This is a genomic window from Acinetobacter sp. CFCC 11171 (genome assembly GCF_003268405.1).
Classification (GTDB): Bacteria; Pseudomonadota; Gammaproteobacteria; order Pseudomonadales; family Moraxellaceae; genus Acinetobacter; species Acinetobacter amyesii.
Window position 1 is genome coordinate 47,822 of record NZ_LQXP01000007.1, and the last position, 15,379, is coordinate 63,200.

General features: G+C 37.8%; 17 protein-coding genes, 1 tRNA gene and 1 pseudogene. 5 read left to right on the forward strand and 14 right to left on the reverse strand.

Translation table 11 applies throughout. The features are described 5' to 3' along the window. Positions 1–54: 54 nt before the first annotated feature. The 6 genes from AVJ20_RS05250 to AVJ20_RS05275 all read right to left on the reverse strand — a co-directional run bounded on the left by AVJ20_RS05250 (position 55) and on the right by AVJ20_RS05275 (position 5,846). The gene (locus AVJ20_RS05250; protein ID WP_111884414.1) at positions 55–990 is read right to left on the reverse strand and encodes an Abi family protein; all 936 of its coding nucleotides are present in this window, start codon (positions 988–990) and stop codon (positions 55–57) included. Positions 991–1,211: 221 nt separating this feature from the next. Beyond that, positions 1,212–2,150 (reverse strand): endonuclease NucS domain-containing protein, encoded by a 939-nt coding sequence (locus tag AVJ20_RS05255; protein WP_111884415.1) that lies wholly within the window; start codon positions 2,148–2,150, stop codon positions 1,212–1,214. Beyond that, on the reverse strand, positions 2,150–3,376 hold the full coding sequence (locus AVJ20_RS05260; RefSeq protein WP_213066182.1) for a restriction endonuclease subunit S: 1,227 nt from the start codon (positions 3,374–3,376) through the stop codon (positions 2,150–2,152). The genes AVJ20_RS05255 and AVJ20_RS05260 overlap by 1 nt, the downstream gene beginning before the upstream one ends. After that, positions 3,366–4,889, reverse strand: coding sequence for a type I restriction-modification system subunit M (locus AVJ20_RS05265; RefSeq protein WP_111884416.1), 1,524 nt, complete (start codon positions 4,887–4,889; stop codon positions 3,366–3,368). Before AVJ20_RS05265 ends, AVJ20_RS05260 begins: the two co-directional genes overlap by 11 nt. Further along, positions 4,889–5,509 carry a restriction endonuclease subunit S gene (locus AVJ20_RS05270; RefSeq protein ID WP_111884417.1) on the reverse strand — a complete coding sequence of 207 codons (621 nt, stop codon included), beginning with the start codon at positions 5,507–5,509 and terminating at the stop codon, positions 4,889–4,891. Before AVJ20_RS05270 ends, AVJ20_RS05265 begins: the two co-directional genes overlap by 1 nt. A gap of 46 nt (positions 5,510–5,555) precedes the next feature. Then, complete coding sequence (locus AVJ20_RS05275; RefSeq protein ID WP_111884418.1) at positions 5,556–5,846, reverse strand: hypothetical protein; 291 nt, start codon at positions 5,844–5,846, stop codon at positions 5,556–5,558. Positions 5,847–6,310: 464 nt separating this feature from the next. Here AVJ20_RS05275 and AVJ20_RS05280 point away from each other — a divergent pair. Beyond that, positions 6,311–6,559, forward strand: a pseudogene (locus tag AVJ20_RS05280) (hypothetical protein); the annotation flags it as partial. A gap of 375 nt (positions 6,560–6,934) precedes the next feature. Beyond that, positions 6,935–8,560, forward strand: coding sequence for an NAD+ synthase (locus AVJ20_RS05285; protein ID WP_111884419.1), 1,626 nt, complete (start codon positions 6,935–6,937; stop codon positions 8,558–8,560). 267 nt (positions 8,561–8,827) lie between these two features. On the opposite strand, the gene AVJ20_RS05290 is transcribed toward AVJ20_RS05285, so the two are convergent. Continuing rightward, positions 8,828–8,904 (reverse strand) — tRNA-Met (locus AVJ20_RS05290). A 167-nt stretch (positions 8,905–9,071) separates the two neighbouring features. On the opposite strand from AVJ20_RS05290, the gene AVJ20_RS05295 reads away from it, so the two are divergent. Then, entirely contained in the window at positions 9,072–9,356 is a 285-nt protein-coding gene (locus tag AVJ20_RS05295) for a hypothetical protein (protein WP_162689732.1), read from the forward strand. Between the two features lie 426 nt (positions 9,357–9,782). Beyond that, positions 9,783–10,223: a universal stress protein gene (locus AVJ20_RS05300; RefSeq protein WP_078189919.1), complete on the forward strand. Its 441-nt coding sequence runs from the start codon at positions 9,783–9,785 to the stop codon at positions 10,221–10,223. A 109-nt stretch (positions 10,224–10,332) separates the two neighbouring features. Here AVJ20_RS05300 and AVJ20_RS05305 read toward each other — a convergent pair whose 3' ends face one another. The 6 genes from AVJ20_RS05305 to AVJ20_RS05325 all read right to left on the reverse strand — a co-directional run bounded on the left by AVJ20_RS05305 (position 10,333) and on the right by AVJ20_RS05325 (position 13,611). Continuing rightward, the gene (locus AVJ20_RS05305) at positions 10,333–10,650 is read right to left on the reverse strand and encodes an MGMT family protein (RefSeq protein WP_111884421.1); all 318 of its coding nucleotides are present in this window, start codon (positions 10,648–10,650) and stop codon (positions 10,333–10,335) included. 72 nt (positions 10,651–10,722) lie between these two features. Next, the gene (locus AVJ20_RS05310) at positions 10,723–11,082 is read right to left on the reverse strand and encodes a type I secretion C-terminal target domain-containing protein (protein ID WP_162689733.1); all 360 of its coding nucleotides are present in this window, start codon (positions 11,080–11,082) and stop codon (positions 10,723–10,725) included. Between the two features lie 30 nt (positions 11,083–11,112). Continuing rightward, positions 11,113–11,334, reverse strand: a complete 222-nt coding sequence (locus tag AVJ20_RS05315; RefSeq protein ID WP_111884423.1) for an Ig-like domain-containing protein — start codon at positions 11,332–11,334, stop codon at positions 11,113–11,115. A gap of 27 nt (positions 11,335–11,361) precedes the next feature. Beyond that, positions 11,362–11,559: a BapA/Bap/LapF family prefix-like domain-containing protein gene (locus AVJ20_RS05320; protein WP_111884424.1), complete on the reverse strand. Its 198-nt coding sequence runs from the start codon at positions 11,557–11,559 to the stop codon at positions 11,362–11,364. Beyond that, complete coding sequence (locus AVJ20_RS18985) at positions 11,534–11,725, reverse strand: BapA prefix-like domain-containing protein (protein ID WP_416240539.1); 192 nt, start codon at positions 11,723–11,725, stop codon at positions 11,534–11,536. Before AVJ20_RS18985 ends, AVJ20_RS05320 begins: the two co-directional genes overlap by 26 nt. A 386-nt stretch (positions 11,726–12,111) precedes the next feature. After that, positions 12,112–13,611 carry a cation:proton antiporter gene (locus AVJ20_RS05325; RefSeq protein ID WP_111884425.1) on the reverse strand — a complete coding sequence of 500 codons (1,500 nt, stop codon included), beginning with the start codon at positions 13,609–13,611 and terminating at the stop codon, positions 12,112–12,114. Between the two features lie 219 nt (positions 13,612–13,830). Between AVJ20_RS05325 and AVJ20_RS05330 the strand changes: the two genes are divergently transcribed. Further along, entirely contained in the window at positions 13,831–14,388 is a 558-nt protein-coding gene (locus AVJ20_RS05330; protein ID WP_111884454.1) for a hypothetical protein, read from the forward strand. A 55-nt stretch (positions 14,389–14,443) separates the two neighbouring features. Here AVJ20_RS05330 and AVJ20_RS05335 read toward each other — a convergent pair whose 3' ends face one another. Further along, positions 14,444–15,349 carry a neutral zinc metallopeptidase gene (locus AVJ20_RS05335; RefSeq protein WP_111884426.1) on the reverse strand — a complete coding sequence of 302 codons (906 nt, stop codon included), beginning with the start codon at positions 15,347–15,349 and terminating at the stop codon, positions 14,444–14,446. Between the last annotated feature and the right edge of the window lie 30 nt (positions 15,350–15,379).

A 15,379-nucleotide genomic window follows, 5' to 3' on the forward strand; every position in this document is an offset into this window, starting at 1 on the left:
TGACTTTATCTTGTACTTTGTTTAAATAACTTTATGAGATTCCTAAATTTTGGTTTAGTTCATCCAATAGTCTTCATCTTTCTCTAACCAATTTTCATCAAAACCATAAAATTTCAATAATTCATTTGGACATTTCTTTAATACTGCTTCAATGCGCTCTAACCAATCATATTCATGATTAAACTCCTTTAAGAACAGGAATAAAATACAGATATAATTATAGAGTTGATGCTGGGTCTTTAGAGGAGCTTTTTTACCCTGTTTAGGCGGAAAGGCAAATGTTCTGTTAAATAAACGCCCTTGATGCGCACAGACATTGCGTAAGTAGGTCAACGCATGTAACCATGACTCCAATAACTCTGGTGACAAGTCAAACTGTTTTGAAACCTGTTTACGATCTTTACTCTGCACCAAATGCTCATATAACTTAGACCATGAGCCTAAAGGTAAAACCTCAGCAATCATCCAACATGGCGGGTATTCTGGTGTGTCATAAGCCTGATAATAATGATGTATGAAAGTTTCTCTGAGCTTTTCTTTTTCACTACCAGCATCTGCTTTTTTAGCAGTAAATTGCTTAATCTTACCCAAAAAATCTTGATGTTTAAATTGATCAGAGCTTTGGAACAAATTTTCATCTAAGAACCAATGAGAGCTATTATACTTAATCGATAATTCATGATTAATAACATTTCTTACTTCGACTTCAATACGGTCTATTGCCGCTAAAATCAGACTACGTAATTCAGCATCAATCATACTCATATGAATTAAAGTAACTAACTCAACATTAGGCTGATATGTACTTAACCTTTTGCCAGTTTCATCATATTGTCGAAAAGCCAGTCCATAGCCTTTTAATCGGTAATAGCTGATCTGTTTAAGGTGGCGTAGTGCAGCTGTCTGATCTGTAATCTTTAGACCATCAGATTCTAACTTTTGTAATAATTCTAGGTATGTTTTTGGGTCTTTTGAAAAAGTTTTAGTCATAAAAAAACCCACACTGGTACGCTTAAATCAGAGGCGCTGTGGGTGTTGTTAAACATATTATGCTTACCCATAGCCGAAATTGCAAGATGCTTTTGTAAATTCAATAAGAATATACGTATTTGTGGTGTTACATTTTCTTTATAAAGAAAATCAAAAAATAGCACCAACATATTAAATTTCAAATACTTTTTCAAAAAATCCCCCTTTAATTTTAAGCAAATCTAGTGCTTAAGCAGCTTAAAACTCAGCTGATAACGATAAAACTCAATATTCTGAGCCACACTCAAAGCACGACAAATTCTTAAGTCATCTTCTAGTGCGATGATGACACCCTTAACTTGCTGATCCGCCTCAGCCAATTCATCTTTGACATAGCCCATATAACGCTGAATTTGCCCCACAACACGATCACTTGCACGACCACGTTTAAGTTCAACAACAAGCAACGTCTTTTTATCCTTACTGATTGCCAAAATGTCGATAGGTCCTGTATCTGAAGGATACTGCTGACCGACCAATTGATCTTCTTCGGTATAAATGTCGTATGTTTCACCCAACTCAGTTTTAGACCAGTTCTCCACCAAGAAATGCTCTAAATGCTTTTCTAAAGCAAAAGCGGTTGAGTCTTCGAGTACTTCATCAGGTTCGAGATGCTCAACTGTTTCTTTACCATCAATAAGCGTTTTAAGCTCTTCTGCATACTTGGTGATATTACAAACCGTACCTACCGAGCCTGACGAGTTCTTTAACTCTTGGGACATCAATTCTCTAGGTAAAGTTTGTTCAAACCATTCAACTTTTCTGCGATGGCTTAATTCACCAGAAGGCACGTAGTAATAGTCTGAAATGACTTTGCCCACGAGATAATGACCATCCCCACGAGGTGTAAGGATAATGTCACCCTGTTTAATCCCTTTGCAGATGGTGTGTAACATGCCACAGGCTAAGCCTGCCGAAATTTTGGTTTTATCAGGTAAGGCTTCAAGATAGACAGGAATAAAACGGTGATTAAACTCACGCCAATCATCAGGTAAGTCATGTGTTAAGTCTTGGTCAATGTTCCAGTTGGCGGCAATAAAGCCGCCCTCTAGAAACTCTTGAGCAAATACAGACTTCGCACCCGCCATAATGCGGTAATAGCTAGGTGTTATTTGCATCATTAGGCAGCCACCTTGACACGTTTTTTACCTGTCAAAAGTTGTTGCATGAGTGCTTTTTTCTCTTGCTTTAAGCAATCAAGTTTTTTCTGCAGCAATTCAATTTGTTGATCAGCTTTAGAAAGAACAATAGCAATAGCTTGTTGCTCTTTTAAAGATGGTGGGATACTCAGCTTTGTTGCTAAAAATGGTTCAATTTTAACCGCCATTCTTTCAACTAGAGTTCCTTCAACCATTGCTGCAAAACGATTAATTTGATCTTTAGTCATTAACTTTTGTGCTATAAACTCAAGAGATACCTTGTCTTTTTCTGAGACATATAAAACTTCATAAATAGGAGAAACAACTACAGAATGGTTTAAACGACTAAAATTAATTGCCCCCCACCTTAAATTTGCAGGGTTGTAAACAATATCTTTCGGTCTCACAACTTTATATTTTTTCTCTTCAGTATTCTTAACCAAAAATTCACGATTATATCGATCCGACTTTGGTGTAATACCATTTTCAATTGTCAGAGAAAATAAAGGAACCTCAGCTGTTGGAACTTGTCTTTCTTTACGAACTTTTAGTAGATTAGAAACTTTAACAAGCTTCCACTCTCCATCAAATTGTGCTCCACTCTCATCCAATAGCCGCTTCTTACCCGTCAACAATTGTTGCATCAATGCTTTTTTCTGCTGTTGGCTATTTTCAAGCAGTTTTTCAGTAGCCGAAATCGCTTGGTCCCAAGTTGAAAGGATTTGGGCGATTGCCTTTTGTTCATCTAGAATTGGATGATAAATTTTTAACTTTTTAACTTCAGCAATATTAATACCTTTGACAGCTTGGCCGACTGTATTCAAAGTAATTTGTTGCTGAACATTAAATGATTGCAACGCATAAAATATATAAAGTGAATCATCATTTGATGAAACTCTAATTCTTGCCGTATCTTGCGTTATATTTGCACCATTTAATGAGTTAGGCACAATCGCAACACGTCCTGTAGTGCCGCGTATCGTCAATAAAATATCGCCTTCTTTTACTTCGGCTCGCTTATATTGTGCATGAATTTCAGGCGTAGTCTTGAGTAAATCATCTTCTAGAATTACGCCGCCTATAATATTCTTTACTTTAATTACAGGAATTCCACCTTCATAGTGATCACCCGGCTTCAAAATGCCATAACAAATAGGAGCATCATTACTAACAAAAGTATCTAAAGGCGTTATTTTATTAATTGACATAACCTAGCTCCTCTAAATACTTCGCCATTTGCACTTCAAGCTCAGCAAGTTGAGTCTTTAACTGCTCACGCTCAGCACGTACAGCTACCAAATCAATCTCAGCTTCTTCTTCAAAGGTATCCACATAACGAGGAATATTCAGGTTGTAATCGTTGTCTTTCACTTCCTGCAAAGTCGCCAAATACGCATATTTATCTACACTTTCACGAGCACGATAGGTTGCAATAATCTTGGCAATATTCTCTTCTGTTAAGTTGTTTTGATTTTTACCTGACTTAAACTCACGGCTTGCATCAATAAATAAAACCGAATCATCAGACTTTTGCTTTTTGAAAATTAAAATCGCAGCAGGAATACCCGTACCGTAGAACAGCTTTTCAGGTAAACCAATCACCGCATCTAATAAGTTTTCGTTAATCAACTTCTCACGAATCTTACCTTCAGATGAGCCACGGAATAACACGCCATGTGGAACCACAACGCCCATACGACCCGTAACAGGTTTTAGCGTCTCAATCATGTGAGAGATAAAGGCATAATCACCTTTGGTCTTTGGTGGTAAACCACGACGGAAACGATCAAACTTATCATTCTCAGCTTGCTCATAACCCCATTTATCTAATGAGAATGGCGGGTTTGCTGTCACAATATCAAACAACATCAAGTCGCCATTTTTATCCAATAATTTTGGATTACGAATGGTATCGCCCCACTCAATTTTGTGGTTGTCTTCGCCATGCAAGAACATGTTCATTTTGGCTAATGACCACGTTGAACCAATCGCTTCTTGCCCATAAAGCGCATATTCTTTGCTGTTGTGATTTGATACAACTTTACGACCACACTTCATTAACAGTGAGCCAGAACCACAGGCAGGGTCACAAATGCTGTCACCTTTTTGCGGATCAAGTAACTCAGCAATTAAGTCCGATACTTCAGGTGGCGTATAGAATTCACCTGCCTTTTGACCACCACTTGCAGCAAAGTTTTTAATCAAAAATTCATAACCGTTGCCAATCACATCAAGTGAACCGACACGGCTTGGTTTAAGATCCAACTCAGGTACAGCAAACACTTCTAAAAGATCTTTTAGAATGGTATTTTTTTGCTTTTCTTCACCCAATTTATCGGTATTAAAAGAGATATCTTGGAAGACACTTTTTCCTACATCTTTGAGCTTTGTACCATTAGCTTCTTCAAGCGCATGTAAAGCCATATCAATACGTTCACCATTGCCCGGCTCAAAGCGACGCTCATGCAAGGTATAGAAATTAGATTCACGAGGCAGGACAAAACGCTCGTTTTTCATCATTTCTTCAATCAGTTCAGGCTCATCACCATATTCATTTTTATAATTGTCGTAGTGATCTTGCCATACATCCGAAATGTACTTTAAGAACAACATCGTCAAAATATAGTCTTTATAGGTATCAGCACTCACTGTGCCACGGAATACATCACATGCCGACCAAAGGGCTTTATTGACTGTATCTTGATTAATTTGAGTAACCATTATTTGTTTCCTTGAAGCAGTTGTTTAAACATGCCCATCATCATTTGTTCACGATTTTTAAGTAATTGTTGGGTCAAGATCTGCTCTTGCTCCCAAAGACGGTTTAATTCGATTATGCGTTGCTGAATGTCCAAGCTAGGGACTTCAACCTCAAACTGGTTGACTGTTGATACGCTAAGCATCGGCATCTTAGAACCCTGACTTTCTTTACGTAACTCGTATTGCACATGAGGTTGATTCAAGTACCAGCATAAGTATTCAGGCAGTACATTTTGATTTGGCATTAGAATCAAAAACTGGCTACTCACAATGAGTGGAAGTGCTTTTGATTGATCTAGATGGCCTACAAAATAATGTGCCTTGAGATACTCTCCACGACAGGGCAACAATACAGACTCAGGCGATACGATGGCATTATCTTTACCTTGCCAATCAATTTGTGGTAAGACATCAGCAAAAAGCGTATACCCACATGTATCCGTTGCAATGTTACGAATATCTTTGATCTGCAATACATAGGCATTACCTGACTCGACTTCTTCAACCTTTTCACGGAATGTAAAACCCGTTCGAATTTCTGCAAGATCGCTAAGTTTTATGAATCTCTTTAACTTTGACATAAATATTTACTCTGAAAGAGAGTGAGCCATCCTTGGCTCAGTCCACTTAAGATGCGTTACCAACATATTTCTTTAGCCAATCAGTCATTGATTTGTCTTTATCTGAATCCAAATTTACCCAAGCCGCATCTCGTTGCAAACGAGTCACTAATAAACCATCATCATTATCTAGCGCCTGTCGTAGATCATTCAAAATCTGCATAGCAGATTTATCAGAAGCAATAATCCAACAAGATTTTAATGGTCGACACCATGTCCCATAAGCCTTAATTTTTTTATTAAGCTCTTCATAGTTACGTTGTTTACGCAGGTCATAATTGATCTGATATACTTTCATTTGTTCTTAACTCCTAATGTTTAGTCGCGTTATTGGTTTTGAATTTGATGACAGGCGGCCACCTGTCATCACTAAAATTACACAGTAGAACAGCTATGCATTCCACATAACTTAAATATTGGAGTGCTTTTAACTTAATGTCAAGAATTATTTTTATGCAGTAGATCATCTATGAAATATTGATTGCACTATCTTAGTGAGATTTAGAATACTCTTCTCATTTATAGCGTTACTAGCTAGGAAAAACACAAAGCGTCATACAGTGACGTTCTTAATACTGTCTGAAAGATATTCCCTTTATGACTCTCTATATTTGTGAGCCCTATATTTGTGAACCTTGATTTGTAACAAAATGCAACACGACTAAAAATTAGTTGTCCATTTTTTGAAGGAAAACAATGGACTATATTTAGAAAATAATTTCCATAACCCCTTAATATCTCTATGTCCATTTTTTATAACTTATAAGTGAAATGACCCATATTTATCAATACCAGCAGCAGATCAATGTTTTGGGTCGGGGTGCTGTTTTACAGATGGCGTATTTCTTCAGTTTTAAAAAATATAATCCTTACCGCTATACCCTCAAACCACACAAAGCATTTTTTGACTACAACATTGAGCAACAAGGTGACATTGCTCGTGACATCTATTTAAAGCGAATTAAAAATATTATTTTATATCCAGAACTTGTTCATCAAATTGAGCTGTAAAGCTTCCATGCTCTTTGACGAATATTTATGGATAAAATTGAATATCGCCTGATCATTCTATTTCACACTAGTGCTCGGCCATTGACGCTATTTTAAGTACAAAAAAACAGCATTAATATTTACTTTATGGCACATAAGCTCAGCTAGGCTTTTAAAAGCTATGAATACCTCTAGTATCTCGCTTAAATTCAGATAAAATAGGTTCACCTTATTTTTTTGCTTTGCATCAAAACAAGTGAATTATCATACGATGATGGTGTTTTGTTTTCGCCTTTCGGCAGTATTTTTCGTATCTAAATACACTCGCTGAATAATCACAATAATACAAATCAGTGTGTTAAGTGTATTCACCTATAGGAATAGGATTTAGTTGGAATGAATAGTTTTAAAATTGCACTTGCTCAGTTCTCTCCGCATATTGGTAATCTAGAATCAAACGCAGCAAAAATGCTTCAACAAGCCAATGCTGCAAAAGAACAGAACGCAGATATTATTGTTTTTCCTGAACTTTCTACAGTTGGTTATCCTGCTGAAGATTTATTATTACGTCCAAGTTTAAATAAACGTACACAGCAAGCTTTTGAACAATTGGCGAACGTTAAGGACATCGTTTTAGTCTTTGGTTTTGTGAATCAAACTGAAGATGGTCAGCGCTATAACTCTGCTGCTGTCATGAAAAATGGTCAAGTTCTCGGGATTTACAATAAACAAAATCTTCCAAACTATAGCGTTTTTGATGAAAAACGTTATTTCAGTGAGGGTCATCAACACCTTGTCTTTGAATATTTAGGTCATAAGTTTGGTGTGTTGATTTGCGAAGATGTTTGGGCATTACCAACTGTTCAACAGCTTGCTCAGTTAAATGTTGAAACCGCTTTGGTGTTGAATGCTTCACCTTATGAAGTTGGTAAACCACAGCATCGCATTGAAACCATGGCTGCATTGACCAAACAATTGAACATCAATCTGGTTTACTGCAACCAAGTGGGCGGTCAAGACGACCTTGTCTTTGATGGTACAAGCTTTGTGATGAACAATTCAGGTGAAGTTGCATTGCAAGCACCGAGTTTTGTTGAAGATCTATATATCGCAGAATACGATGCTGAACAAAAAGCCTTTAAAACAGGTGCAATCACGCCTGTATTAAATACCATGGCTGAAATCTACCAAAGCCTTGTGATCGCAACACGTGACTACGTACAACGTTCAGGCTTCCCAGGTGTGATTTTAGGTCTATCTGGTGGTATTGACTCAGCATTAACTTTAGCGATTGCTGCCGATGCGATTGGCGCAGATAAAGTTCAAGCGGTCATGATGCCATATACTTATACTGCACAAATCAGTGTTGAAGATGCGGCTGAACAAGCCAAGAATATGGGCGTAACTTTTGGTATTGCCGAAATCAATCCAATTGTGAATGGCTTTATGCAAACCTTATTCCCTTTCTTTGGCGCTGCACCGACTGACGCGACTGAAGAAAACCTACAAGCGCGTTCTCGTGGTACGTTGCTAATGGCCTTATCGAACAAGTTTGGCAATTTAGTCCTTTCTACAGGGAACAAGTCTGAATTATCTGTTGGTTACTGTACATTGTACGGTGACATGGTCGGTGGCTTTGCAGTTCTTAAAGACGTTTATAAAACGATTGTATTTGAACTAGCAAAATACCGTAACAGCATTTCAGAAACACCAGTGATCCCTGAACGTGTAATTACTCGTCCACCTTCTGCGGAACTTCGTCCAGATCAGAAAGACCAAGACTCATTACCTGAATATGAAGTATTGGATGCCATCTTGTATGCGTATATCGAAGAAGACATGAGCCAAGATGACATCATTGCCAAAGGTTTTGATGCTGAAGTCGTGAAAAAAGTCATCCGTTTGGTTGATCTAAACGAATACAAACGTCGCCAAGGCGCGATTGGTCCACGTATTAGCTCACGTGCATTTAGCCGTGAACGACGCTACCCAATCGTGAATGGTTGGAAACCGGGTATCTAATTACTCGATTCAAATTAAAAAAAGCCCAGTTATAGAACTGGGCTTTTTTATAGGCGCAAAATACGCAGCAGTAAGAATAAAAAATAATTGAGATGTGTATTTCAAAAGTTAGGACATCAATTCATAACATCAAAGATTTGAGTTCTCTTTTATTTCTACATTAACATCGTAAATAGATCATTTTATTAGTGCTGTAATTATCTGAATCTATTTGACTTTTTCTAGGCACAAAAAAAGAGACCAAGCTGAGAGCTTGGTCTATAAAAATGGTGGCTATGACGAGACTTGAACTTGTGACCCCCGCATTATGAGTGCGGTGCTCTAACCAACTGAGCTACATAGCCGTAAACTGTGGTGGCATTATCTAGATTTCATACATTATCGTCAAGCATTTTTGTTTGCAATTGTTCAGAGTTTAAACAAGCAAAGTTCAAGATGTTACTATTTAAGCAAATCATGCTATTTTTAGCCCTAATTACTATATTTTTTGATTAAAAATTAGAGTTTTATCATGCAATTCAATTCGATAAAAAAAATCTGTCTGACCCTTAGCCTAACCGTTATGACACTGACGGGCTGCCAAATCGTCTCCCCAATTTTTGTTGACTATAATGGTGTGCGACGTGATGTGGCGACTTGGATTAATAAACAGCCTTTATTGAGCATGCAACAAAAGCGCAGCATGGCTCAACTTAGCCGAGCACAGCAGCCTATCATTCGTCTCGACTTCAATGATCAGGAGAAATTAGTCAGTGTTGCTCGCGCCAATGAAGCTGCAATGTATTGTGCCAATTAGTATTTATCCGCTCGACAGATTCAACGGCTACAAAAACAGATTTTTCCTGAAGATGCGTTGCATAAATTAAGCTTGCTTGAGCAACAAGCGTTGCATATTAACCTGACAGAGCAAGAGAAACGGTGTGATTAAAACCATGTCCGCTGTTAAATGAAATTATCAAAGCTCAATTTTTTCTGCACCAAATTGTCTTACAATCTAGACATAGCTGCTTACATTATTGAGCATTTTTGCTATCGCTAAGCGAGGTGAAAACAAGTCCATATTTTTGCAATATTTTTATTGCGAATTTTGCAATATCCTTATGAATTTACTTGGTTTTATTCCTAAATAAAAAAGCGTATGATGAAACTATGATCAATGTAAATAGCGCTTTTTTTCAGGTTTTTCCATCCAAATTCAATTGATCAGATAAGGAGAAATAAGATGGCTTTAAATAATATTTTAGTTCCAGTGGACGGTTCAGAAACTTCTTATGCTGCGGTGGCTAAAGCTGTCGAGTTTGCAAAAACTTTTGGCAGTAAAATTACTGTGGTTCAAGTACTGACGCTCGATCCATATATTGCTGCAGAGTATATTTCAGCAGCGCAAACCAATGATTTAATTGAACGTGCTCGTGCATCGATTTTAAATACACTTGAAGAAGCAAAAGCGAAATTTTCAACTGAAGGTGTCACTGTTGAAACTCGCTTACTTGAAGGTCAAGTGGTGCATACTGAACTGGTTAAAGCTGCAGAAGAAACACATGCGGACTTGATTATTATTGGTTCACATGGCCGTACAGGGATCAAAAAATTCTTCTTGGGCAGCGTAGCTCAAAGCGTACTAGGTGCTTCAGACATTCCTGTTTTGGTTGTACGCAAATAAGCCATTAGATTTATAGCGTGAAATAAAAAGCCTTCTGATCCTAGAGGGCTTTTTATTGACTACTTCATCAATTATAAAATTATAATTCTATGTTTAAGGCAAGGATTTTTTAAGGTATCCATTGATATTGTTTCAATGAGATGCGTCCATTCACTACAAAGACATTTTCGGCTGTCAATTTCAATTGCTGGATATTTTCGCCTTTTTCATTGCAACGCTGCGTGCTGATTTTTCCCTGAGCATTCACCACCCGATGCCATGGGATCGTTGATGTTGCATCTAGATGCTTTAGTACATAGCCAACCAGTCGTGCATGCTTCGGTAAACCCGCTAATTTGGCAATTTGTCCGTAAGTGGCAATCTTCGCCTGCGGTATCAATTGAATGACCGACAAAATTTGCATTGCCAATTCATCACACTGCTTCATCTGATCTCCTTTGAGCCGCATAAAAAAAGAGAACCCGAAGGTCCTCTTTGATTAATACTTAATTTTGACAGATTAGTACAGTAATTGGTTGTGATCGATTAGATCTTGTAAAGTCACATCGGTATTTTTCAAAGTGAGTAATTCAACTTTATCGCCAAATTTAGACCCTGTTCCATCACGATCAATGCTGATCACAGTGTTGCCCTTGCCATCCGCTTTCACCGAAACAAACTGATCAATATTCGACTGATTGACATTTTGACCTTGTAACAAGGCTCTGATATTCACTTTATCGCTTTCAGACGCATTAAAGTCATTCCAAGTATCATCCCCATTACCGCCCGTAGCATCGGCTTGATCCAATACTTTATGAATAACTGTATCAATGCCCGCTTTGGTGGTGAATTGATCATTGCCTACTTTATCTGTCACAGTGACTTCAATGGTTTCACCATTGGTTAATTAATTTTTAAATTCAACATCAAAATTCCCTGATAAATCCACTGTGCCTGCGCCAATGACTTTGCCATCTTGATCTTTTACTTCTACCGTTGTACCCGGCTCACCTTCACCTGTGACGTGCTCACCATCATCGGTGATCACCACATCTTTAGACGCGTCAGGTTTAATCGTATCCTTAGAACCACCAGAATAATCAGATTCACCAACAATAGCTGCACCCAATAAACCAGCACCATCTGCTCCCGCAATTCAGGGTAAAATTACATCCGTCAATGAATCGTTATAAAGCAGCAGTTTAATTTCTTCTAAAAGTTGATACTGAATAACATCCTCAATATCACCATTGGCTGTTGTAAATTTTGCCCAATACCATGTACCGTCTTCACCCTCAAATACCAAACTATTGTCTGGTGTCGCCTCACTAAAATAGTTTTGTACAGTAATCACTTCCCCATTTTTTTAAGGTGATTATTACGTCAGCACCATTCTTTGTAATTGAAGTAACATCCTCTTTCCGGATTTTGACTACGATGACAGAATTTTTGATAAGCCCAACTTGATTGGATTCAACTTGATACAAAACTTTATGACTTTCTTTAGAAATGACAGAAATTTACGACATAGGTAAAACCTCATTTATTTACATTAGGGCCGTTTTTATGTTTTTTTGGTTTTGTAATGAGTTATTGGTGATTAATAATTTCTTTAATTACAAATCATTAAAACCAATTTTTTTAATTGTGTGCGTTATATCATGCTTTGTGTATTTTTTTGCATAATTGTTTGAATATTTTAATATTTTTATCAATACATTTAGATTTTAGATCCATCTTTATGCAAGTAATAACAAACACTTATTTATGTGATGTAAGTCACAATAACACCAATGAATGACCAGTCATAATTCCCCCCCATTTTGATGTACCATGATGAAACATAACTATAAATAAAAAAAGGAAATGCTCAAGCATTTCCTTTTTTAAGTCAAACAAAACAGTTTTAGAAGTTTTCGGGGTTCTCCAAACGACGAACTTCTTGTACTTTTTCTGGGTTATGCACCGCAGCAACACCATCATCCGCTTTGGTATCTATTAGCGCTTCTGGGTTATAAACCGTAATGGTTTCATTACCATGGATATCTTCACCCACAATATATTGGAAGCCCTTTTTATTCATTTTATGGCACATTCTTTGGTACCAACCTTTGAAGCCTTTGGTTTCTTCATTCGGATTGTAATAAAAAGCATTCATCACAGCAGGTAAACCTAGACCACACACGAGCCCCGACATTAATACCGCAATAAATGTATATCCAATCAAAATACTACTGTATTCACTGAGTTCAGGAATATTGGCAACAGCGAGGATCAAAGCCAATGAAATGCCTCCACGAACCCCACCCCAGGATAAAATCGCAAGACTACCGTTATAGCTTTTTTTACGGAAACTCGGGAAAAATGCGAAAGATAAATAGTTTGCTGCAAAGCGCGATGCATGCAAAATAATAAACGCCACCATGCCGCCTAAAATCAAGCTAAGACTTAAATCTAAGATAAATAACTCAAGACCGATCAGGGTAAATAAAAAGGAATTGATGATTCCTTCCACGGTATGCCAGAAATGATTCACTTCCCTGATTTCTCGCTCTTGAAGAATTTCTTTCCATTTATTCCCAACGATCAAACCACCAATAACACATGCGATTGGTGCAGATGCATGTGCGAATAAAGCGACTAGATAAGAACCACTTGCCAACAACGCTGTGGTTAAAATTAAGGATTCCATTTCATGTTTACCACGGAGTAAACGTAATATTCCTAAACCAAATGCCCAACCAATGATGACTGCGACAACAATTTCATATAACAGTGTTTCAAGCGTACCAATGACGGTAAAATGTTCACCTTGCAAAACATTGAGTAAGGTCATAAACACGGCAATACACATGGCATCATTAAAGAGCGATTCGCCTTCTAATTTCACCATCAAATGATGTGGCGCACGTACAGAACTTAATACACCTTTAACCCCAATTGGGTCAGTCGCACCTAAAGCAGCGCCTAATAATAACAACACCAATAAATCAACATGATGACCAATTAAGAACTGATAACCATATAAAGCAACACCAAAAAACACCGCACAAAGCACCAAGGCAATACTGGCCAAAATACTGATCGGCTTCCAATGCAAACGTAAATCGGAAACTTTAAATTTCAAGGCAGATGAGGTCAAAATAAAACAAATCACGCCATTAATTAAAAAGTCATAAAAGTCGATATGACGAACTGCCTCTTCAATATTGTGTAAATTAATCGTCACAAATTGATTGCCATTGAGCAAACTTGCGCCCCATTGCAAAATAAAGACAAAAATTGCAGAAACAATGGGAACACCTATGGCTTGTGGAAAGCCCAAGATACGTTTATTAAAAATCGTGGTTGCAATCGAAAGTGCAAAAATAACGGTAAAAACCTGTAGAAAAAAATAATTTCCCATTTCGTTCCCAATTTTGGTGCTGTGTCGCCTACAGAGTGAGATATAGGTATTTTAAAAATAAATACTAAATTATTTGGTATTTAAAAATAAAATATTCTAACGAATTTTATCTAAATACCGTGTATAAATTCAGTTTTTTTCACATCTTTTATCAAGATCATTTAACATAGCAAGCCTGCATAGATTTTATGCATTTTCATCATCTACATGATTTCTCCTATGCATCAGACTATTAAAACTGTTTTTCGACTCTTTTTTGCTGCGGTGATCTTTATCATTACGGCGGCCCTCCTCCTCACTTGCTATAGCAAGTCACAGGAAATTTTACGTGCTGAGCACTATTTTAGTCAGGCAAAAACCATCTCACTGGATTCAACGCCCAAAGAACAATTGGTTTTGGTCTCCAATAATGAATCACCCGATCGTGCGATTTTTATCATGCTGGCGAATAATGGTTATCTTGCCAAAATGAATTGTGAAAACTATGCACAAGATATTTGTCTCGATGAATTTAATCAGCAACACACCCGACAAATTCAACACCTCGATTTGCTAAAAATCGGACAATTTCAATATATCCAAAATGTGAGTTTCACCAATAGCCGCACTGGACAAAAACAACAATTACGCTATAGCGATGCCCAATTAAAACAGTTCTATCAAAACGATATTTCAGGCCTTAAATATACTGTTTTTGGCGTAGCTTTATTTGCATTTGCCGCATTGTATGTCAGCTATCGTATTGTTCGAAACTTCAAATCATTTCTCAACAAATAAGCTTCAATCTATTTTTCAATGAAAAAAAGAGGATGTTTTGCATCCTCTTTTTGTTTTAAATGGCTTGACTAAAGGTATCACAGCTATTGATATTGCCTGATTTCAACCCTGTCTGGAACCATTTCATACGTTGTTCACTAGTGCCGTGCGTGAAGCTATCTGGGACCACTTGCCCTGTTGCACTTTTCTGTAAATAGTCATCACCAATCTTATGTGCAGCGTCCATCGCTTCTTCTACATCACCCTGCTCTAAAAATTGGGTACGCTGTTGATTATGATGCGCCCAAATACCCGCAAAGCAGTCTGCTTGCAGTTCTTGCATAACCGAATAACGATTACCCTCAGCTTTAGATGCTTGCGCACGGGCCTGCTGGACTTGCTCAGAAATGCCTAAAATCGTTTGGATATGATGTCCAACTTCATGGGCAACCACATAGGCTTGCGCAAAATCACCCGCCTGATCTTGGCGACTCAATTCTGTTTGATTTTGTTCACCCGTAATGCCCATTTGCGTACGCATATCTTTAAAGAATGCGGTATCAATATAGACCTTCTGATCTGCTGGGCAATAAAACGGCCCCATTGCAGCTTGTGCTGTACCACAACCCGAGTTGACCACACCATTAAACATAACCAACTTAGGCGGTTTATACTGGGCATTTAACTGTTCTTGGAAGACTTTAGTCCATGTATCTTCCGTATCAGCCAAAACCGTTCCAACAAAATCCATCGCTTCTTGTTGTTCAGGTGTTGGATTATCCAGACCTTTGACTTCAGCCGTTTGACCCTGTGAAGTCACTTGTTTGGTCGCCTGATATGCTTGCTGCGGGTCTACCCCAAAAAATTTCCACGCAACAAATGCCACAACCAAACCGAGAATACTGATACCACCCGCTTTTGCACCGCCACCACCGCGACGGTCTTCTACGTTTGAACTAACTCTTCGACCTTTCCAGCGCATAGTGATCTTCCTTATATAAAATAGTTGATA